We start from the raw sequence: 21,525 nt of genomic DNA, 5'->3' as shown, positions 1-21,525 counted from the left end.
CATAAAATAGACTTACAAGAAAACGAAAGAAACAAAATGACGAACGAGGAAAGGGGAAAACACATGAAAAGGAAAAAACTTGTTGCAATCTTACTCACAGCAGCGATGACCGCAGGTATGCTGGCCGGATGTGGAAGCAGCGGCGGCAGCACAGGAGGCACATCGGACAGTAAAGCATCATCTGAGAGCACAGCATCTTCCGGAACGGCTGATAATTCTTCTGAGGAAGAGGGAGAGGATCTGGCGTTCAAAAAATTCCCGGAAGTTGTCGAGGTACACGTAGGACAGGGTGTCAGCGCAACCGATACTCTGCCGGACGGACTGAGCGTGGATAATAACCAGTACACCGACTATCTTCTGGAAAACTTCAACATCAAAGTCGTTGTAGACTGGACCGCAGCATCTGGAAATGATTACACACAGAAAGTAGCGCTCTGTATCGCAAGCAATACCCTTCCGGATGCGATGACGGTATCGAGAGAGTATATGCTGAAAGCCGCAAAAGCAGGTCAGTTATACGATCTGACCGATCTGTTCCAGAAAGTACAGTCTGATCAGGTAAAAGAAGTTATGGATTCGACCGATGGACAGGCTATTGCAGAAGCGAGCGTGGACGGCAGACAGTATGCAATCCCGGCAGTTGAGGTAGAAACCGGAAGCGTTCAGGTATTAAACGTTCGTCAGGACTGGCTCGATGAGTATGGTCTCGATGCACCGAAAACTCTGGACGATGTAGAAAATATTGCCAAAGTATTTGCGGAGAAAAAACCGGCAGGCGAAGATACCATTCCGCTGGCTGGTCCGGATAAAAATACAAAATGCTATACCAGTTTCCTGGATACCGGCACAACAACAGGCGGATTTGACGCAGTATTTGCCGCAAACGGCGCATATCCGGGACTGTTCCTAAAAGATGATGACGGAAACGTAACATATGGAACCGACTCCGATGCAACCAGAAGTACACTGGAGCGTCTGGCGGACTGGTACGCAAAAGGCTATATTGATCCTGAGATGGGAACAAGAGATTCCACGATCGAGCAGATCAATGCCGGAAAAGTTGGCATGTTCTTCGGCGCATGGTGGGTTTCCGGTTATGGAATCGGTGATGCATACCGTAACGAGCCGGATGCAAACTGGCAGACCTATCCGATCTACACCGATGACGGTGAATGGAATGTAAGACTTGGATCTGCAACAACAGGTTACTGTGTCATCAACAAAAATGTTTCCGAAGATGTTGCCAAAGCAGTTATCATCATGGCCAACGTTCTGTTGAGAGATGAGAGCAAATTTGATGTTTCCGAGCAGCCGCTCAGCTTCTGGCCAGTCAGAACACTGATGGCTCCGGCTGATGAGTGTGAATACACCTATCATGAACTGATCAAAGTATTAAACGGCGAAACCCAGCCGGAAGATTATGCAGGTGTATCCAGTGCATACAAACTGCTGGCAAACGATGTTTCGGTTATTAAGGATACCGTTCCTGGATACGAAAAAGACAAACAGCTCTCTATCGAAGATTTCAGCACTGAAAACTTCGGTAACTTCCAGAGAATGTATTCTCTGCTGGTCGGCGACCGTCCGTACGCTACGACAGAAGTAAACAACAAAGTCAGAAGCTGCATCTTCAGCCAGACAGCTACCATGGAGAAAAAATGGGCAAACCTGCAGTCCATGGAAAATGAGATGGTTATGAAAGTCATCACCGGAAAATCGGATATCAGCGCATACGATGAGTTCGTGAAGAACTGGAAGTCTGAAGGCGGCGATACAATTCTGGAAGAAGTAGCAGAATACTAAAACAGGAAAAAGGCAGACCGTTTCAATGTGATTTTCAGATCCTGAAAGATCACCTGCTTTGCGAAAAGGGGAGAGCAGTCAGCTTTCCCCTTTTTCACAGAATACGTTCTGTCCATCGGAAATAAAAGGAAAATATGGAAATGACAGGAGGGAGGATCTGTATGAAAGCAGCTTCTGCGTCAAAGAAAAAGGGAGTTCTGAAAAAAACAAGAAATTCCAGAACCATCTGGAACTATCATATTATGGTTCTGATTGGAATGGTCTGGCTGTTTTTCTTTAATATTGTTCCAATGTTTGGAATTGTCATTGCATTTGAGGATTACAATCCGATGTCCGGCCTGTGGCATTCGGATTTTGTGGGAATGGAAAATTTTGCCTATCTGTTTTCCATGAGTGACTGTAAACGCGTAATCATCAATACGCTGGTCATTGCAGTTGCCAAACTGATTCTGAATATTATTGTGCCGCTGGCATTTGCACTTTTATTAAATGAAATCCGTCAGGTGAAATTCAAAAAGGCGGTACAGACGATCGTTTATCTGCCGCACTTCCTTTCCTGGGTTATCCTGGCAAGCGTTCTTCTGGAAATGTTCGGTTACAAAGGCGTGATCAATTCGATTCTCGGTGTATTCGGAATCCAGGGAAAGATCTGGTTCTCCGAGGAGAACTGCTTCCGTCAGTTAGTCATCGGTTCGGATGTCTGGAAAGAGTTCGGATTCAATGCCGTTATTTATCTGGCAGCCCTTACCGGTATCAGCCCGGAGCTTTACGAAGCGGCAGCGATTGACGGCTGCAGCCGCTGGAAAGCAGTATGGAATATCACCATTCCGGGTATTGCAAGCACCATCGTTGTATTAAGTATTCTTGGCCTTGGAAATGTTTTAAATGCAGGCTTCGATCAGGTCTTCAATCTGTACAGCCCGCTGGTTTATTCAACAGGAGATATCCTTGATACCTGGGTTTACCGCATGGGTCTTCTGAACGTACAGTTCTCGCTGGCAACAGCGGCGGGTCTCTTTAAATCCGTAATCAGCTTTACACTGATTGTCATTTCCTACATCGTTGCATACAAAGCCGCAGACTACAAGATTTTCTAAGGAGGGACAAAAATCATGATTCAAAGCAAAAGTCTTGGAAGTAAAATATTCAATGTATTTAACATCATTCTGATGAGTCTGCTCTCCTTAAGCTGTCTGTATCCGCTGTGGTATACACTCTGTCTTTCTGTTTCTGATAAAGCAGCAGCAAATTCAGGAAAGGTAAGCTTCTATCCGGTTGGATTTTCCCTGGCTTCGTATCAGCAGATCATGGGAGATACGCAGTTCTTCCGCTCGTTCCTGATTTCTGCAGAGCGAACGATTTTCGGAACAATTTTTACGATTGTAGTTCTTGCCATCTTCGCCTATCCGTTGTCCAAATCAGCGAATGAATATCATCCGAAAAATGTGATTATGTGGATCGTCATTTTTTGTATGCTGTTCAACGGAGGAACGATTCCGTGGTACATCACCATGGTCAATTACGGCATGATCGACAATATGGTCGGCCTGATCCTCTGCGGAGGACTCCCAGTCTTTAACCTGATTCTTCTGATCAATTTCTATCGAAGCCTTCCAAAAGAGCTGATGGAAGCAGCAGAGATTGACGGCGCCGGTGTATGGACCGTTCTGTTCCGTATCGTTGTTCCGTGCGCAATTCCAATTTTCGCAACGCTGATCCTGTTCACCAGCGTCGGTTATTGGAACGAATACTTCCAGGGACTTGTACTTTCGAGTGGGGAGCAGCATTATCCACTGCAGACTTACATCAAACAGATGGTCGTTAATATCCAGACAACAAATCTTTCGATGGATCAGATCGAAAAGATGGACAAACTGTCCAACCAGTCGCTGGATGCAGCAAAGGTATTCATTGCAATGGTTCCGATGCTGGTGGTTTATCCGTTCCTGCAGAAATACTTTATCAATGGTATTATGCTGGGGGCTGTAAAAGAATAAAGAGAAAGAAAAACAGGGCTCTGGCGGAGTGAAAACCGCCGGAGTCTTTTTGCGTAATGCGGAATAAAAAGTACATTGCTTGTTTGCACTAGAATGGAATATAATAGAAAGCAGAAAAAACGTGAAAAATGTGAGGAATAATCGTGAAACAGGAAATTATAGCAGACCTGTCCCGGATTACGGAGGAGGAACAGGCGATTCTGGACGGCAAGACGGAAGTGGAAAAGGAGCGGTATTCGAGCGGGCAGAAGTTTGTGATGGATGCGGGAAAGCTGCTGGAGCGGGGAAAATTGATTGATATTCGGCCGCACACGCGGTTTATTCGTTTTCCGGCGCACAGCCACAATTATGTCGAGATGATCTACATGTGCCAGGGAAGCACCGTGCACACCATCAACGGGGAACGGATCGAATTGAAAACGGGCGAGCTGCTGATTCTGAACCAGAATGCAGTGCAGGAAATCGAACCGGCGGGGCGTGACGATATCGCGGTCAACTTTCTGATCTTGCCGGAGTTTTTCGACCAGACGCTGCGGATGATCGGGGCAGAGGAGAATCAGTTAAAGGATTTTATCGTCGGCTGTCTGAAAAGCGGGGAGGTACCGCTCTGTTATCTGCATTACAGAATCGCGGATGTCCTTCCGGTGCAGAATCTGATCGAAAATCTCGTCTGGACGCTCTTACATCACCAGAGCAATAAGCGGAGCATCAATCAGATTACGATGGGCCTTTTATTCCTGCAGCTCATGAACTACACCGAACGCGTGCAGGTGGGAGAGCAGTATTTTGAACAGGAGATGCTGCTCGGCGTATACCGCTATATCGAGGAACATTACCGGGAGGGCAGTCTTTCGGAACTGGCGGAAGAACTGCACTACGATTTTTACACCTTAATCCGCATGATCCGCCGCCTGACCGGGAAAAACTACACTGAACTTGTCCAGAACAAACGCCTCACCCAGGCCGCGTATCTGCTGGAAACGACAGGACTTTCCGTGGCGGACATCAGTGAGCGGGTCGGGTATGAGAATATGAGTTATTTTCATCGGATTTTCAAGGAGCGCTATGGAATATCGCCGAAGAAGTACCGGGTGGAGAAGAAAATAGAATAGAAATAGAAAAATCCACAGGGGGATAAGGGCTCTGTGGATTTTTTTGCTGTTATCCTATTTTAGCGGAAAACGAATCCTCATAAAGATAATTCTGCTTTTATAATAGATTTGTCCAGCATAGTAAGATGTTGGGCATTCGAAAAAGAAAAAGCAGAGAAAGAGTGGAAAAATAGACAACTTTAGAATATAATTGACTAAGAAAAAATGGAAAAACAGGAAAAACTCGATAAAATTATATTTTACGTCGTAATTGTCATAGGAATTTTAATGATTTTGCTGCAAAATGGAGGTAAGAAAAAACAGAAACGGAGTGAATAAAATGAGTTTATATATCGGGACAAATTATCATCCGCATGATTGGCCGAAGGAGCGGTGGGAAAAGGATTTTCAATTGATGAAAGAGGCTGGATTTGATACAGTACGGCTGGGACATCTGTGCTGGGACAGCTATGAGCCGGAGGATGGCGTTTATACCTTCGAATGGTTTGATCAGGTTATGGAGTTATGCGTAAAATACAAATTGAATGTAATACTGGATGTGTCGATGCATCCGGCACCGATCTGGGTTCATAAACTTTGCCCGGGATGCAATGTAGGAGGAAAAAATGGAGCTCCACAGGCACCGCTGCGCCGATATATGGACGATGTTTCTGATCCAGAGTATCAGAAGTATGCACTGCGGTTTGCTGAAAAAATCGTTTCCCGTTATAAAAATCATCCGGCGCTGTTTGCGTTTGGACTGTGCAATGAGCTGGGAGCAGGCTATCCATCCTATTCTGAAGCGTCGAAGAAGAGATTTCAGAAATGGCTGGAAAAGAAATATAAAACAATAAAAGCACTAAATCATGCCTGGGCAACCCAGCGCTGGAGCCGAAAGCTTTCATCTTTCGAAGACGTTGCAATGCAGGTAAATGAATACGAAATCGGGGCACCGGAGGCATGGCTGGATATGCGGCGCTTCTTTTCCGATGGTATCGCAGATTTTATTACAGAACTGGCAGAAACGGTAGAACAAAATGCGCCGGGAAAGGCTCATACATCGAACCACTTTGCAGAATATGAGACGCTTGGATTTGATTATTTGAAGGCAGCATCTGGATTTGTTGACTATCCTGGCATCGGTTTTTATCCTGGCTATGGAAACAGGGAGAGTATGGGATTCTGGAAAACGGGTTCCTGGTACATGAAACGGATTGCTGAAACTGGAAAACCAATGTGGTGCATTGAATTTGTGACAGGTGGTTTCGGGATTCATCATGCGGCAATGGGGATGAACAGAATGTATGCGTTCTGGTGTCTGCTGCATCGGATGCAGATGATGCTGGGATGGACCTGGCGAAGCATGCTGAATGGCGAAGAACAATATCTGACCGGTATGCTGAATCATGATGGAAGACCGAATGAAAATTATCGGGAATACCAGTGGATTGCATCGGATTTTCGGAAGCTGGAAAAATACGGATTTCCATATCTGCCGCAGCCAGAGATTGCTGTTTCTTACAGTTATGACAGTGAGCTTATGGCTGCGTATGCAAAAATGCAGTATCGAATGCCATACAGCAACAACCTTGCCATCGCGCATCGGATTCTGGAAGAGAGAAACCTGAATTATAATGTTGTAGATTTGCATCAAATGACAGAACAATATCAGATTCTGATTATTCCGGGTGAAATTGTAATGGATCACGAGCAGGAAAACACGGTGCGGGAATTTGTAAAAAATGGCGGTACGGCAATTATGACAGGGTATTCTGCATGGGTAAAAGAAACCGGTCAGGTATTTGACACGTCGAGACCAGGAAACCTGACTGATGTATTTGGAATAGAAATTGTTGGATATCAGAGGACCGCAGGTATGGAAGTTTCTGAAAAAGAAGAGCAGAAGCTTCGCAGAAATCCGGCAAACGGAAGAGAACTTCTGAAAGTGAGAGAAAAATGGATTGATGTGGATTATTATGAGCAGATCAAAGCAACAGATGCAGAAGTCCTGCAGCGTGAGGAGACACATCAGATTCCAGCTATAACCAGAAATCGGTATGGAAAAGGAGCGGCGTATTATTTGTTTTGTGAAACGGAGCCGGAACTTTTAGGCGAGGTTCTTGATGAATGCTGCAGGGAAAAAAGTATGCAGTCCGTGGTTACACCGCAGGGAGTAATTGGAAGAAAAATAGCGGAAAACCAGTATTTTTATGTGAATCTGACGGGAAAGGAGCAGAAAATAGAGCTTCCAGAAAATGGATATGGGGTGCTGCAGGAGAAAAAGATGGAAGATACCTGCACGCTGCAGGCGTTTGATGGTGAACTGGTGATTTGTTAAAGAAGATTGCATGAGGAAAAGAAAATGAAAAAAACAGAGGACAAGTCAGTTATTTACAAGTCACTCTGGATCATGGGGACAGTTATGATTTTAGCTGTCCTCATTATTGAGCTTGTAAGTATTTTTCTGATTCAGAGAGACAGAAGAAAGACGGAGAGGCTATTTTCTAATACGATAGAGAGCTACGGTCAGTTCTGGGAGGATAAATTTGCATCAACTTCAAAAGCGCTTCTGCTGATGAGCGGAACGGATTCAACACCATATTATCAGCAGCTGTGTATTTCGAAAGATCCGCTAACGGTGGAAACTGCTAAAGTACAGCAGCAGAAAATCATGATCGAAATGGGAGAACGGTATGGAAGGGAAATGATGCTGTTTGTCTATGTGCCGGAACGAAATATTTATTTTGTAAGCACAGAGGAAGGGACAACTTATGCCCATCAGAGAGCGTTTAAAGAGAAAATCATTTCTTATATCGCGAACCAATATCAGGAACCAGAGAAAAACTGGATTTTTATGGAATTTGATGGACATCAGTACCTGGCGCGTATTTATTCGGCTGAAAATGGATACATTGGAGCTGCATTTTCTTTGGAAAGAATTGTATCTGGTTTTGTCGGAGAACGAAAAGATCTTTGCGTAGAAGTGCGGGATAATGAGACAGGAGAAGTAAAAATACACCAGGGGACAAGAAAAAGCGGAATTAGTACAACTTGTGTTTATCCACTGAAATATACAAATGCACAGATTTATGTCAGTATGGATGAAGGAATGCTGGACCCGGGAGGAACGTTCGGAACGCTTCTGCTAATGGGAGTCATGATGCTTGCAATTGCCAGCATTCTGATGGCAATTGGTCTGCAGGGAAAAACAGTCTTTGCGCCATTAGAACAGCTTCGAAGAGCCATGGAGCAGTACAGTACCGGGGATTTGGACGTACGTCTGCCGGAGCGGGAAAATGTATCTCAGATCGGACAGCTCTATCAGACCTTTAATCATATGGCAGATCAGATTCAGATTTTAAGAATTGATGTTTATGAAAAAGAGCTGGAGCGGCAGAGGGCGCGAAGCCGTTTCCTGCAGGTGCAGATTCAGCCGCATTTTTATACCAATATTTTAAATCTGATTCATGGAATGGCACAGATTCAGGATTTTGAAGAAATTCAGAAACTCTGCCGGGTATCAGCTGCATATTTCCGTTATCTGATGGGGCAGAAAGGAACCTTTGTACCATTGAAAGAAGAACTTCGATGTCTGATAAGCTATGTTGAAATTCAGCACTGCCGTTATAAAGATATGCTGGAAATTCAGGTAAACGTAGAACCGGAAATGGAGGATGAAATGATTCTTCCACTGGTGATTCAGACTTTTGTTGGAAACAGTGTAAAACATAATATTATGCTGGTTCCGCATCTGGAAATCGAGCTGACAGTAAAAAGAGAAGGCGAGCATGATCTGCTGATTCTGATCGAAGATAATGGTTTAGGATTTAAGAAAGAAATTCTTGATAAAATTAATCGGAATGAGTCAATTGAAGAAGAAGGAGAACATATCGGAATACAGAATGTGAAGGAACGTATCCGTGAATTTTATGGGGAGGCGTATGAATTAAAAATTACAAGTCAGCCGGGATATAGTGAAATTCGCATTTTACTGCCGAGAATAGAAAAACAGTAGAAAGAAGGGAGCAAAAATGAATCTGCTGCTGGTAGATGATGAAATTGCCATGCTGCATATTATGGAGAAGGCAATTGACTGGAAAAAGAAGGGAATTCAAAAGGTTTTTACGGCCTACAATACGGATCTTGCACGGGACATTATCAGTAGTTCCAAAATTGATCTTGTGATCTGCGATATTGAAATGCCAAAAGAGAATGGTCTGAGTCTGATTCAATGGATTCAGGATATGTATCCTGAAATTATCAATATTATTCTGACTGGGTACCCGGATTTTAATTATGCGAGAAGTGCAATTTCCCTTGGGGTTTACCGGTATTTACTGAAACCGATTGCTTTTGATGAACTGGAAGAAACAATTGCTTCAGCAGTGGAAAAGCTGGAGGAGTATAAAACAAAAAACAAACCGGAAGCAGATCCGGAGATAGCAGATGCGGTCAATACGATTAAAAAGTATCTGGAAAGCCATTACAGTGAAGTGATTACACGAAAGAAGATTGAAGAATTGGTGCATCTGAACCAGGATCATATCAACCGGGAGTTTAAGAAACAGACAGGATATACACTGATGGAGTATGTACAGCATTATCGAATTTTGATGGCAAAGAAAATGCTGCGGGAGACGACGCTGTCGATTTCTGAAATCAGTATTCGGACAGGCTATGATTCGCCGGCCTATTTTTCTAAAATATTTAAAAAACAGACCGAACGTACACCATTGGAATATCGTGCGGCAAAAGCAAAAGGATAAGTCGTTTTTGTTATAAAACGGGTCGGGATTGAAATTGAGAGAGAAGTGGAAGTGCGGTAAGATAAAACCATCAAAAAACACGGAGGTAACACAAATGAGAAAGAAAATGGCAGCAGCAGTTTTGATGGCGGCAATGACCGCATCACTTCTTGCAGGATGTGGGGACAGCAAGAGTTCGGACAGCACAAAGGCAGATTCTGCGCAGACAACAGCATCGAACCAAAGTGAAGCAGGAGATAGTATATCCGATCTGAAGGATGGAAAAATAGAAGAACTTCTGATGGTATGGCCAGGATCTAATGCATCACCGGCAGATATGCAGGCCGTAGAGGATGCAATGAATGAGATCATCGGAGAAAAGGTAGATGCAAAAGTAAAACTTCAGATTATTGAATGGGGTGCTTATAACGACCAGACGAACCTGATGCTTTCGAGCGGTGAAAAACTGGATATGGTATTTCTGATGTCCAATATTCGTGAAGATGGACAGAGAGGACAGCTCTATCCAATCAATGATCTGGTAGAGACGTATGCACCGGATGCATACAGTGCAATGGAGCGTTATATTGAAGCATGCTATTTCGACGGTGATCTGTATGGACTGCCGACGTATCGTGACCTTGCATCCCAGGCAGGATTTATGTGCCGAGCAGACATTCTGGAAGAGCTTGGATATAAAGCGGAAGATATCAAAAACTTTGATGATATCGAGGAAGTACTGAAAAAATGCCAGGAAGTACATCCGGAACTTTATCCGATGATTCCGTCGGATCTGAACAATGGATGTTTCCTGAACTATGTAAAAGGAGAGTTTGATGTTGTAACTTCAGGTGTCGGCGTTGATATCGATGATGATGCATCCGATGGAATCACCGTTATTAATACGTATGACACAGAAAAGTACAAAGAGATGGCTGAAAAAGCATATGACTGGAACCAGAAAGGCTATTTTATGCCAGATTCTACAACGAATACAACAACCCGTCAGGATCTGTTCCGTGCTAATACAGCGTTCAGCTATTATGGAAACCAGCATCCGGGAACTGCAACACAGGAAACAATGAACTCCGGTAAAGAAATCGTTTCGATTCCGATTGGAAGAAGCACTATCAGTACTTCCTCTGTTAACTTCTGCCAGTGGGTAATTCCGGCACAGTGCGAGAACCCGAAAAAAGCTCTTGCAGTCCTGAATCTGCTGTACTCAGACTCCGACTTCCAGAATCTGTTCCGATATGGAATTGAAGGCAAAGATTATGTTGTATCGGATGGAATTGCATCTTATCCAGATGGAGTAACTTCTGATTCGGTAGGCTGGGGCAACGAGCTGTGGCTCTGTGGTAATGGTTCTGTTGGCTATGCATGGGAAACTGATCCGGAAAATGTATATGAGAAATTTACGGAATACAATGATACTGCACAGGAATCTCCGCTATATGGATTCATTTATGACACGACAAATGTAAAAAATGAAATTACAGCAATTACAAACGTAACAGATAAATATAAAGCAATCATCGAAAACGGCGATGCAGATCCAAGTACGACACTGCCGCAGTTCAATGAAGAACTGAAATCAGCAGGTATCGACAATATTATCGAAGATATGCAGAAACAGGTAGACGAATGGCTTGCAAATAAATAAACAAGGCAGACAGGGTCGGACGATGAGAATCGGCCGGCCCTGGCTTTTGAGACAGAAAAAGAGGGATTCCTATGGGAAAAAAGAAAACATGGAAAAATATAAAAAGAGCATTTCCATTATATATAATGGTAGCGCCGGGATTTTTATATCTTTTAATTAATAACTATGTGCCGATGACCGGTATCATCATTGCTTTTAAACATTTGAATTTTGCAAAAGGAATTTTGCACAGTGACTGGGCGGGGCTTTCCAACTTTAAATATCTGTTTAAAACACCGGATGCAGCACTGATTACAAGAAACACATTATTATACAATTTTGCATTTATTGTCGTTAATACGACGGTATCTATTCTGATTGCAATTTTACTGAGTGAATTAAGAAGCAAGACAAAAGTGAAAATTTTTCAGTCTGCTGTTCTGATTCCATCTTTGATTTCGATTATCATTGTCAGCTATCTGGTATATGCGTTCTTAAGCGGACGTACTGGCTTTGTTAATGGACTGCTGACTTCTCTTGGAAAAGAAAATATCTCATTTTATACCGAGTCAAAATACTGGCCATTCATCCTGATTTTTGTAAACTGCTGGAAGGGAGCCGGATATTCATCCATTATTTATCTGGCAGCGATTCTTGGAATTGACCAGGAAATGTATGAGGCAGCTGAGATTGACGGAGCAACAAGATGGCATAAAATCAAATGTATTACCCTTCCACTGCTGAAATCTACAGTAATCACAATGACACTGCTGTCCATCGGAAGAATTTTCTATTCTGATTTTGGTCTGTTTTATCAGGTACCAATGAACTCGGGAGCGCTGATCAATGCAACCAACACGATTGATACTTACGTATATAGAGGACTGATTGAGCTGGGTGACATCAGTATGTCATCGGCAGCATGTGTATATCAGTCGCTGATGGGATTTGCACTTGTCATGATTGCAAACTGGCTTACAAAACGTTACAGCAGTGAGAATGCACTGTTCTGACAGAAAAGAGGACAAAATTATGGTAGGAAAACAGGAACGGCGTTATCAGAGAATGATCACGGTAGTTCTGGCACTGATTTCACTGATTATGGTGATTCCGCTGGTGCTTCTGGTGGTTGCATCGTTTACAAGCAACAATGAGATTGTGCTGCATGGATATTCTTTCTTCCCAAAAGAACTGAGTCTGGAAGCATACAGGTACATTTGGAACGAGAGGGCACAGGTTTTCCATGCATATGGAATCACCATTCTGGTAACCGCGATTGGAACAACGATTGGCGTGATGATGACACTTTTGTATGCGTATGTACTGGCACATGAGAAATTTCCTGGAAAAACATTTCTTGCATTTTATCTGTTTTTCACGATGCTGTTTAATGGTGGACTGGTACCGACCTATATTATGTATACCCGCTACCTGCACATGAAAAATACGATTCCGGCATTAATTATACCGGGTCTGCTGATGAGTGCTTTTAATGTGATTCTGACAAGAACGTATATTCAGTCAAATGTACCGGCGGCATTAAGTGAGGCTGCCAAAATTGATGGTGCAACAGAGTTTCAGGTATTCCGCAAAGTAGTTCTTCCTATGTGTAAACCGATCATTGCAACGGTCGGATTATTTGCCGGACTTGGTTATTGGAATGACTGGACGAATGGATTATACTATATTACAGATACTAACAAATTCAGCATTCAGCAGCTTTTGAATAATATGATTAAAAACATCGAATTTCTTTCCAAAAATGCGAACAGTAATATCAACCTGGCCAGCGTAGGAGGGGGAATCCCGCAGGAGACCGTGCGTATGGCAATCGCCATCGTCGGACTGCTTCCGATTCTGATCGTATTCCCATTCGTACAGAAATATTTTGTAAAAGGAATTTCTATTGGAGCTGTAAAAGGCTGAAAAAAAATGGGGGAAAGCAAATGAAAATAAAAGAGATGGAAACAGAAAAACTGATTTCGCTTCTCTGCGGCGATCAGTTTATGAATACAAAAGCACTGCCGGAATACGATATTCCATCCCTGGAAATGAGCGATGGACCGATGGGGCTTCGCTATCAGAAAAAGGATAAGGATTCTCTTGGCATTAATCGAAGTGAACCGGCGACCTGTCTGCCGGCGGGAGTAGCAGTAGCGGCATCCTGGAACCCGGATGTAGCAGAGCAGGTAGGAACAATCATTGGATCAGAGGCGGCTGCGTACGGAGTGGATCTGGTGCTGGGACCGGCGGTTAATTTGGAACGGAATCCCCTCTGCGGAAGAAATGTGGAATATCTTTCCGAGGATCCGCTTCTTGCAGGAAGACTGGGAGGTGCCTATATCCGCGGCGTGCAGTCACAGCAGGTCGGCGCATGTATCAAGCACTTTGCTGCAAATAATCAGGAGACCGAACGGGAATATCTGAATGTAATCTGTGAGGAAGATGTCCTGCGGGATCTGTATTTAAAAGCGTTTGAAATTGCAATCCGTGAGGGAAAACCGGCAGCGGTCATGACGAGCCTTTCGAAGATCAATGGAACATACTGTGCAGAAAACCGCTGGCTGTTCGATATTCTTCGAAAAGAATGGGGCTTTGACGGACTGGTCATGACGGACTGGTTCGGACTGGACGATCGGGTGAAATCGGCAGAGGCAGGACTGGATCTTGAAATGCCGGGAACGGATGGAAAAAGCACTGCTTATATGGTGGAGCAGTGGAAACAGGGCAGACTGGACGAACACGTGATCCGTGAGCGGGCAGAATGCATCATACGAAATGCGAGAAAGTGGAAGATTCCGAAAACGAAAAAGACAGAGGAAGAACGAGAGCTGATTTTAAAAGAAAATCATGAAAAAGTCTGCGCAGCAGCAGAAGAAGCCATCGTTCTGCTGAAAAATAAAGAGGATATTCTGCCGCTGCAGCAGGGCAGAAAGCTGGCGGTTATTGGAGAATATGCGAGAGAACCTCTGTTTCAGGCGGAGGGCTCCGGAAAAGTAGAAGGAGCAGGAAAAGAAGACGCCTGGGAATGTGCAGAAAAATGGAACGGAGCAGATAATACACCGTTTGCGATGGGATATCGCAGGAACAATGCGGGAAGTGAAGCGGAGCAGCAAAAACTCCGGGATGAGGCGGTGAAAACAGCAGCGGATGCAGATGCGGTTCTGTTTTTCCTTGCTATGGATTTTGGTTTTGAAGGAGAAGGAAATGACCGTGTGCAGTATGAACTGCCGGAATACCAGGTGGCTCTTTTAAAAGAAATTGCTGTAGTTAATTCGAATGTAATTGCGGTTGTGATGAACGGCGGAGCCGTTGCCATGCCGTGGGCTGACGAAGTAAAGGCGATTCTGGAATGCTTCTACGGCGGTCAGGGGATTGGAAGAGCGATTGTGAAAGTGATAAGCGGAGAGGTGAATCCGTCCGGACATATGCCTGTGTCAGTTCCGGCGTTCCGGGAACAGATTATCTCGGATGAAAATTTTGCAGAGCAGACGGAGCAGGTGACGTACCGCGAGGGTATGTTTATGGGCTACCGAGGATACGAGACGAAAAAAATTCCAGTGCAGTTTCCGTTTGGATTCGGACTTTCGTATACAACATTTGAAATTACAGAGTGCAGCGTGGAGCAGGAGAAAATCACAGATTGTGAGAAAACAGTTCTGCGTGGAAAAATTAAAAATACGGGCAACAGAAAAGGGGCTCAGGTCGTTCAGCTCTATGTGAAAAATCCAAGAGCATGGAAAGCAAGGCCAGCCAGGGAACTTCGCGATTTTCAGAAAATCATACTGGAGGCGGGAGAAGAAAAAGAGTTTGTATTTTCCATTTCACGTGAACTGTTTGAACTCTACGATGAACGCGTCGATGAGCGGACGGTACCGCAGGGAATGTATGGACTTGAGCTTGGATTTTCAGTACAGGATATCCGTGCAGCACAGAAGATCGAAGTAACACCGGTTTTTCCAGTACCAAAACAGATCCAGGGATGGGATAAAACGGAGCGTCTGCTGGAAACGAAGGCTGGGGAACAGATTTTTGAAGAGCTGTATCGTAAAATTACAGAAAAAGCAGGAGGAATCTTCGCGCAGCGTCTGAAAGAAGAGAAAAATGTAAGAGAAATGCTTCTTTCTCAGCCCATTCGTATCGTTCACCTGATGATCTGGAATGAGATGACAGATTCAGAATTAATTGCTATATTGGAAAAGGTAAATCAAGAACTGTATCATGACTACCGGGAAAAGATGCGGAGTTTGGAGAAAAAATGAAAACAATAGAAGAAATGAAATCCTTTCCGGCGGCAAGAAAAAATTACAGACCGGAAAAGGTAGAAAAACTGTCGGAAGAACAGATGAAATGGTTCCGGGATGCGAAGTTTGGCATGTTTATTCACTGGGGAGTATATTCGATGCTCGGAAAAGGGGAATGGGTGCTGATGAATGAGCATCTGGATGTGCGGAAGTATGAGACACTGAAGGATGACTTTCTTGCAGAAAATTTTGATGCGGAACAGTGGGCCAAAAATGCAAAGGCAGCGGGGATGAAGTACATGGTGCTGACAACACGCCACCACGATGGCTTTTGCCTGTTCGATTCGAAATGCAGTGATTTTACCGCAATGAAAGGAGCTGCACATCGGGATTTTGTTAAAGAATATGTGGAGGCGTGCCGGAAAGAAGGAATGAAAGTTGGCTTTTATTATTCTCCTCTCGACTGGCGCTTTCCAGGATATTTCATGCCAGATCTTTACTGGGAGAGTGCAGAGGCACTGAAAAAACAGTGCCATGATCAGCTGATGGAGCTGATGAGTAATTATGGAAAGATTGATCTGCTCTGGTTCGACGGTGAGTGGCTTGCACTTGGAGGAATGGACTGGAATGGAGAAAGAGGCTGGTACAGGAAAGATGACTGGCAGACCAGTGAATATATGAGGGTCAATTATTTCTGGGAGTCGGAGAAACTGATAAATGAAATTCGACAGCTGCAGCCGGATATTATGATCAATAACCGCGGCGGCTGGGAAGGCGATTTCCATGTGCGGGAACGCAGAATCGACGGGATGCGGACGGACAAGCCGTGGGACAGCAACGACTGTATTGCGGATTCCTGGGGCTATATTCCGGGCAGACCAGTGCTGCCGCTGCGCCAGCTGATTCAGAATCTGGTTTCAATCGCCGTGCGGGACGGCAATTATCTGTTGAATATCGGCCCGGACGGAACGGGAAAAATGGATGAGGAGCAGGTAGAACGCCTGCGCCAGGCCGGAGAATGGCTTTCGAAATACGGCGAAACGCTGTACGGCCTGCGCGGCGGCCCTGTGATTGCGGACCGCTGGGGCGGAACGACGTACCGCGACAATATTGTTTATGTGCATATTCTGGAATGGGAAAAAGATCAGATCACGTTTGAAATTCCGGGGAATACAATGGAAAAATGGGAAGTGATTTCCGGCGGAAAAGCAGAACTGACGGAAGAAAACGGAACCTTTTCGATCTCCGTCCCGATTCCGGAGCGCGACAGCATTGATACCATTCTGAAACTTACCTTTGCAGAACCGATTGTATGGGAGGGCTGCAAAGGACGGGAAAATGATGTGTATGGACTTGCGGACGGTCTGAAAGAAGAATAGAGGATACAAAAAAACGGATCGAGTATCTGACTTTAAAATCAGATGTTCGATCCGTTTTTTGCGTGTAAATCGTATCAATTACTTACTGTTCATTTTCATCCTTCGGCAGCCGCACGATCCGTACCTTGTCGACTCTCCGGTCTGCCATTTTCAGTACGGTTACGTCTAGGCCATCCGAGACGAAATGATCGCCTTCCTTTGGCACGCGCTCGAGGATCCCCATGATCCATCCGCTGACCGTAAAGACGTCAAATTCTTTGTCAATATCGAGCTCTTCATACACCTTGTCGATGCTTGCCGTTCCGGTCACGAGGTATTCGTTTTCGGAAACTTTCTGGATTTCCTGTACAACCGCATCATGCTCATCCCAGATTTCGCCGACGAGCTCTTCGAGGATATCTTCCATGGTGATGATACCGTCGGTGCCGCCGAATTCATCAATGATAATGGCAATATGCGATTTCTTCGCCTGCATTTTTTTCAGCAGCGGGCCGACCTTCGTATTCTCGGTTACAAAGAGCGCCGGGCGGATGATGCTGCTTAGCGGTTTGTTGGTGTGGTAAATGTGGTTGTGGAAATCCTTCTGATACACAATTCCCACAATGTGGTCGATATCATCATCATATACCGGCAGCCGGGAAAATCCGGTGTCGGAGAAAGTCTTAGCGATCTCGGATTTCGTCGCATCGAGTGGAATGCCGATGACGTTGACACGCGGAGTAAAAATCTCTGCGGCCTCCATCTCCATGAAGCCGATTGCATTCTGAATCAGATCGCCTTCCTGGTCGTCGATGTCGCCCTCCTGGGTCGCCTCCTCGACGATGGTCATCAGTTCCTCATCGGTGATGCCGTGGTTTTCCGAGGATTTGAAGATGCGGGAGAGCAGCTTCTTCCACTGGGAAAAGAGAAACGTCACCGGGGTCAGCATGATCATCAGAATGTGGAGAAACGGTGCGGAAAATTTGGCGATCGTCTCCGGGGATTCTTTTGCAATGCTTTTCGGGGAAACTTCGCCGAAGATCAGGACCACGATAGTGGTTACGATCGTGGAAACCGTCGCACCGGAGTCGCCGCCGAGAAGCTTGATAAAAAGCACCGTGGCAAGGGAGCTGAGTCCGATGTTGACGATGTTGTTGCCGACGAGAATCGTGGAGAGCAGCTTGTCAAAGTTCTCCAGCAACTTTAACACCAGTTCCGCCCGCTTGTCGCCTTTTTCTGCCATATTTTTCATGCGGATGCGGTTCAGCGAGGTGAAAGAAGTCTCCGTCGCCGAAAAGTAGGCTGAGAGCATGACGCAGATAAGAATGATGATGAGTGACACAATGTCGCTGTTCATTTGTTTTTCCTTTCTTAGGAAACCGGGACACGATGCAAAAAATGTACAAAAAGACATAACCTATCTTGAATCTGGCGGAATCAAAGATAGATTATGTCTCCGTTTATCAAATGATGAAAATAAAGCATCGTCGAGGCATACTGCCTGAGTCGTCCATGTTTCTGTAATCCTTTCGTTGATCAGTAATCCCTTTTATTGTACGGTATGTGGGAATAATTGTCAATAAGGCATGCGAAAATCACAGGAAATACGAAACCGCATTGTTGTAGCTGATATTTTCCACCATCTCTTTCAAAAACTCCAGGTTTGCCGGGTACTCCCCGTTTTCCACCCAGTTTCCGATTTGATTGCAGAGAATCCGGCGGAAATATTCGTGGCGCGGGAAGGAGAGGAAGCTGCGGGAGTCGGTCAGCATGCCGATGAAGGTGGAGAGCATGCCGATGCTGGAAAGCGTCGCAAGCTGGGATTCCATGCCGTATTTGTGATCGTTGAACCACCATGCGGTACCGAACTGCACTTTTGAGCGGATGCCAGGCGCAGCAAAGTTTCCGGCCATGCTTGCAAGCATCGGGTTGTCGCCCGGGTTCAGGGAGTAGAGCACGGTTTTCGGCAGTGCGTCATCCTCGTCCATATCGTTTAAGAAAGCACCGAGCATCGGGGCAAAGGCGAAATCGTTCATGCTGTCAAAACCGGTATCGGCACCAAGTGCACGGAACATCCGCTTCGAGTTGTTGCGGAGCGCTTTGATATGAAGCTGCATGGCGATATTGTGCTTGTGATACAGCCATCCGAGGTTCGTCAGAAGGAAGCCCTTGTACATGCCGAGCTCTTTTTCAGTGAGAGCACCGCCGTTCATGCGATTTTCAAATACGGCATTCGCCTCAGCAGCCGTGCATGGCACATAGAAGCAGCCCTCGAGGCTGTGGTCGCTAACAACGCAGCCGGCGGAGAGGAAGAAGTCGAGGCGGCAGGAGAGGGCACGCACCATATCCTCCGCGGATGCAATCGTCCTGCCGGCGGCAGCGGCAAGCTTTTCCACGTATTCCGGGAAATCCGGCTTCTCGAGATGAACGGCGCGGTCCGGGCGGAAGGACGGCAGAACGCGGCAGGCAAAGTCTTCCTTCTGTAATGCCAGATGGCAGTGCAGATCATCTACAGGATCGTCGGTGGTGCACAGATGCGACACATGCTGGTTCAGAATCAGATTGCGCACGGTAAACTCCTTCGTCTGCAGTTTTGCATTCGCCTCATCCCAGATCTCCTTCGCTGCTGCGCGGGAGAGCGGTGTCGTGATGTCGAAGTACCGCTGCAGCTCCAGATGTGTCCAGTGGTATAAAGGATTGCCGATCGCGTTCTCAATCGTCTCGGCAAACGCCAGATATTTGTCGTAATCATCGGCGTTTCCGGTGATCAGATCTTCCGAAAAGCCCATCGCACGCATGGCACGCCATTTATAATGATCCCCGCCGAGCCAGACGCGTGTCAGATTCTCCATCTGGCGGTCTTCGAGAATCTCCTGCGGATTCAGATGGTTGTGATAGTCAAAAATGGGCATTTTTTCAGCCGCCTCGTGGTACAGTGTTTTCGCCGTATCGGTCTGCAGCAGAAAGTCAGCGTCCATAAAAGGTTTCATATGGAAATACCTCCCTTTTAGAATTGAGCAGTCAGCGCAGCAAGCGTATCTGTCACAGCGCCAGGTCCCTGAAGCATCGAGACAAAAGCATTCAGCACACGGTCAGAAAGTCCGGCGGAAATCAGATCCACACCGAAAATCGAAGCATCGGAGAGCAGCGGAGCCAGAGTTTTGGAAAGGGTCTCGCGGTCAGCCGGTGCGCCGAGTTTCAGATCCTGCACATACGGGCGGACCGTGGCAAGCAGCGGATCCGGGCTCAGATCAAATGCATCGCCGTTGTCATCCACGCCCATCAGATACCGCAGCCATCCCGCAAATACAGCCGGAATTGCCTGAAGATCCGAGAGTGACAGCTCCGGAGAAGCAAGATACGATTTGATCGTCTCACCGAACCGAATCGACAGCTTCTGTGATGTATCGGTTGCAATTCGCTGCGGCGTATCCGGCATAAACGGATTCGGGATGCGGATGTTCAGCACTTCATCGATAAACTGCTTCGGAGAGAGAATGCAAGGATCGGTGACAACCGGAAGTCCTTCCACATATCCGATGCGCTCCACGAGCTTTTTCAGTACCGGATTTTTCATCTCCTCACTGATCAGTTCATAGTCCAGCAGGCAGCCGAACACAGCGAGTGCGGTGTGCAGCGGGTTCAGGCAGGTGCAGACCTTCATGCGCTCTGTTTTGTTGACAGTTTCCCGGTCGGTAAAAATCCATCCGCTCTTTTCCATCGGCGGCCGTCCGTTCGGGAAATGGTCTTCGACCACGAGGTACTGGCATTCCTCTGCATTGACGAACGGAGCAACGTAAGTATGGCGGGAGGTGATAATCGGCTGTGCATCGGCGAGGCCGTCCTCCTCGAGCATCTTTTCGATGGAAGCATCCGGCCGCGGGGTGATCTTGTCGATCATGGTCCACGGGAAGCTGACTTTTTCCGGGTTCTGCAGATAGGAGAGGAAGCCTGGCTGTACCAGCTTGTTTTCTTCCCATGCAGAAGCGTAGGCTGTCAGGGCAAGGGAAAGTTTTTCGCCATTGTGGGAGCAGTTGTCGGTGCTGACCATCGCAACCGGTTTTTCGCCTGCAAGAAATCTTTCATATAAAAGAGAAGCAACTTTTCCCATATAGCTGGTAACGGAAGAAGGTCCGGCAGCAAAATCGGCAGCAACAGACGGCAGCAGTTCGCCCGCACCGTTTTTCAGGGAATATCCCTTTTCGGTGATCGTAAACGTCGCCATCTGCAGGGAATCCTTGGTAAAGATTTCTTTTAACCGGGCAAAATCCGGAGAATCCGCCGTATCCGCAGCCAGCGATTCTGCGATGCTTCCAACAATGGTTTTCTCGACAGAACCATCGGCTTTTAAGGTCACCAGAATGCTTAAATTATCGTGCGGCTGGTACATATCACGGATGATTTCTGTATCGAAGCCCTCCGCAACGATGACACCGCGGTCAAAGGTACCGTTGTTCAGCAGTTCCTGTGCTGTATTTGCCTGGAAGGCACGGAAAATATTTCCGGCTCCGAAATGCACCCAGCACGGAGATTCTTTCGTGCGGGTGATCATTGCTTCGCGGTCATAGGATGGAAGCGCATAGCCTGCGGCTTCCCACGCTTTTTGATCTGCCAGTCCGGCAGCTGTTAAGTTAAGAGACATCAG

General features: G+C 46.0%; 15 protein-coding genes. 12 read left to right on the top strand and 3 right to left on the bottom strand.

Annotated elements, in window-relative coordinates:
• Window positions 1-63 precede the first annotated feature (63 nt).
• The 12 genes from DWX26_RS02600 (at window position 64) to DWX26_RS02545 (ending at window position 16,901) form a co-directional block, all read left to right on the top strand.
• On the top strand, window positions 64-1,803 hold the full coding sequence (locus tag DWX26_RS02600) for an extracellular solute-binding protein (protein WP_055218762.1): 1,740 nt from the start codon (window positions 64-66) through the stop codon (window positions 1,801-1,803).
• 161 nt (window positions 1,804-1,964) lie between these two features.
• Window positions 1,965-2,900, top strand: a complete 936-nt coding sequence (locus DWX26_RS02595) for an ABC transporter permease (protein ID WP_118600740.1) — start codon at window positions 1,965-1,967, stop codon at window positions 2,898-2,900.
• A gap of 15 nt (window positions 2,901-2,915) precedes the next feature.
• Window positions 2,916-3,800 carry a carbohydrate ABC transporter permease gene (locus tag DWX26_RS02590; RefSeq protein WP_055218653.1) on the top strand — a complete coding sequence of 295 codons (885 nt, stop codon included), beginning with the start codon at window positions 2,916-2,918 and terminating at the stop codon, window positions 3,798-3,800.
• A gap of 143 nt (window positions 3,801-3,943) precedes the next feature.
• Window positions 3,944-4,912: an AraC family transcriptional regulator gene (locus tag DWX26_RS02585; protein ID WP_118600737.1), complete on the top strand. Its 969-nt coding sequence runs from the start codon at window positions 3,944-3,946 to the stop codon at window positions 4,910-4,912.
• 319 nt (window positions 4,913-5,231) lie between these two features.
• The gene (locus DWX26_RS02580; protein WP_055218656.1) at window positions 5,232-7,229 is read left to right on the top strand and encodes a beta-galactosidase; all 1,998 of its coding nucleotides are present in this window, start codon (window positions 5,232-5,234) and stop codon (window positions 7,227-7,229) included.
• 24 nt (window positions 7,230-7,253) lie between these two features.
• Window positions 7,254-8,906 carry a sensor histidine kinase gene (locus DWX26_RS02575; RefSeq protein ID WP_118600735.1) on the top strand — a complete coding sequence of 551 codons (1,653 nt, stop codon included), beginning with the start codon at window positions 7,254-7,256 and terminating at the stop codon, window positions 8,904-8,906.
• 16 nt (window positions 8,907-8,922) lie between these two features.
• Window positions 8,923-9,657 (top strand): response regulator transcription factor, encoded by a 735-nt coding sequence (locus DWX26_RS02570; RefSeq protein WP_055218660.1) that lies wholly within the window; start codon window positions 8,923-8,925, stop codon window positions 9,655-9,657.
• 94 nt (window positions 9,658-9,751) lie between these two features.
• Window positions 9,752-11,299, top strand: a complete 1,548-nt coding sequence (locus tag DWX26_RS02565; protein WP_118600733.1) for an ABC transporter substrate-binding protein — start codon at window positions 9,752-9,754, stop codon at window positions 11,297-11,299.
• A gap of 71 nt (window positions 11,300-11,370) precedes the next feature.
• Entirely contained in the window at window positions 11,371-12,291 is a 921-nt protein-coding gene (locus tag DWX26_RS02560; RefSeq protein ID WP_055218664.1) for an ABC transporter permease, read from the top strand.
• Between the two features lie 19 nt (window positions 12,292-12,310).
• On the top strand, window positions 12,311-13,204 hold the full coding sequence (locus DWX26_RS02555; protein ID WP_022462073.1) for a carbohydrate ABC transporter permease: 894 nt from the start codon (window positions 12,311-12,313) through the stop codon (window positions 13,202-13,204).
• A 20-nt stretch (window positions 13,205-13,224) separates the two neighbouring features.
• Entirely contained in the window at window positions 13,225-15,540 is a 2,316-nt protein-coding gene (locus DWX26_RS02550; protein ID WP_022462074.1) for a beta-glucosidase family protein, read from the top strand.
• Window positions 15,537-16,901 carry an alpha-L-fucosidase gene (locus DWX26_RS02545; RefSeq protein WP_022462075.1) on the top strand — a complete coding sequence of 455 codons (1,365 nt, stop codon included), beginning with the start codon at window positions 15,537-15,539 and terminating at the stop codon, window positions 16,899-16,901. Before DWX26_RS02550 ends, DWX26_RS02545 begins: the two co-directional genes overlap by 4 nt.
• An 82-nt stretch (window positions 16,902-16,983) precedes the next feature.
• On the opposite strand, the gene DWX26_RS02540 is transcribed toward DWX26_RS02545, so the two are convergent.
• The 3 genes from DWX26_RS02540 to DWX26_RS02530 all read right to left on the bottom strand — a co-directional run bounded on the left by DWX26_RS02540 (window position 16,984) and on the right by DWX26_RS02530 (window position 21,522).
• Complete coding sequence (locus DWX26_RS02540; RefSeq protein ID WP_118600731.1) at window positions 16,984-18,237, bottom strand: HlyC/CorC family transporter; 1,254 nt, start codon at window positions 18,235-18,237, stop codon at window positions 16,984-16,986.
• 238 nt (window positions 18,238-18,475) lie between these two features.
• Complete coding sequence (uxaC, locus tag DWX26_RS02535) at window positions 18,476-19,870, bottom strand: glucuronate isomerase (protein ID WP_118600729.1); 1,395 nt, start codon at window positions 19,868-19,870, stop codon at window positions 18,476-18,478.
• Window positions 19,871-19,887: 17 nt separating this feature from the next.
• A complete protein-coding gene (locus DWX26_RS02530; RefSeq protein ID WP_118600727.1) occupies window positions 19,888-21,522 on the bottom strand; it encodes a mannitol dehydrogenase family protein in 1,635 nt (544 codons plus the stop codon).
• Window positions 21,523-21,525: the final 3 nt, after the last annotated feature.

The sequence above is a fragment of the Blautia sp. AF19-1 genome, from assembly GCF_003479155.1.
Classification (GTDB): domain Bacteria; phylum Bacillota; class Clostridia; order Lachnospirales; family Lachnospiraceae; genus Fusicatenibacter; species Fusicatenibacter saccharivorans.
The sequence above is the reverse complement of the archived record's forward strand: the minus strand, read 5'-3'. Positions and strand labels throughout refer to the sequence as shown.

What these genes read in the sequence shown, in the direction of transcription:
- DWX26_RS02600 (WP_055218762.1), top strand. Translation starts at nt 64, where the DNA reads ATGAAAAGGAAAAAACTTGTTGCAATCTTACTCACAGCAGCGATGACC.
- DWX26_RS02595 (WP_118600740.1), top strand. Translation starts at nt 1,965, where the DNA reads ATGAAAGCAGCTTCTGCGTCAAAGAAAAAGGGAGTTCTGAAAAAAACA.
- DWX26_RS02590 (WP_055218653.1), top strand. Translation starts at nt 2,916, where the DNA reads ATGATTCAAAGCAAAAGTCTTGGAAGTAAAATATTCAATGTATTTAAC.
- DWX26_RS02580 (WP_055218656.1), top strand. Translation starts at nt 5,232, where the DNA reads ATGAGTTTATATATCGGGACAAATTATCATCCGCATGATTGGCCGAAG.
- DWX26_RS02575 (WP_118600735.1), top strand. Translation starts at nt 7,254, where the DNA reads ATGAAAAAAACAGAGGACAAGTCAGTTATTTACAAGTCACTCTGGATC.
- DWX26_RS02570 (WP_055218660.1), top strand. Translation starts at nt 8,923, where the DNA reads ATGAATCTGCTGCTGGTAGATGATGAAATTGCCATGCTGCATATTATG.
- DWX26_RS02565 (WP_118600733.1), top strand. Translation starts at nt 9,752, where the DNA reads ATGAGAAAGAAAATGGCAGCAGCAGTTTTGATGGCGGCAATGACCGCA.
- DWX26_RS02560 (WP_055218664.1), top strand. Translation starts at nt 11,371, where the DNA reads ATGGGAAAAAAGAAAACATGGAAAAATATAAAAAGAGCATTTCCATTA.
- DWX26_RS02555 (WP_022462073.1), top strand. Translation starts at nt 12,311, where the DNA reads ATGGTAGGAAAACAGGAACGGCGTTATCAGAGAATGATCACGGTAGTT.
- DWX26_RS02550 (WP_022462074.1), top strand. Translation starts at nt 13,225, where the DNA reads ATGAAAATAAAAGAGATGGAAACAGAAAAACTGATTTCGCTTCTCTGC.
- DWX26_RS02545 (WP_022462075.1), top strand. Translation starts at nt 15,537, where the DNA reads ATGAAAACAATAGAAGAAATGAAATCCTTTCCGGCGGCAAGAAAAAAT.
- DWX26_RS02540 (WP_118600731.1), bottom strand. Translation starts at nt 18,237, where the DNA reads ATGAACAGCGACATTGTGTCACTCATCATCATTCTTATCTGCGTCATG.
- uxaC (WP_118600729.1), bottom strand. Translation starts at nt 19,870, where the DNA reads ATGAAACCTTTTATGGACGCTGACTTTCTGCTGCAGACCGATACGGCG.
- DWX26_RS02530 (WP_118600727.1), bottom strand. Translation starts at nt 21,522, where the DNA reads ATGTCTCTTAACTTAACAGCTGCCGGACTGGCAGATCAAAAAGCGTGG.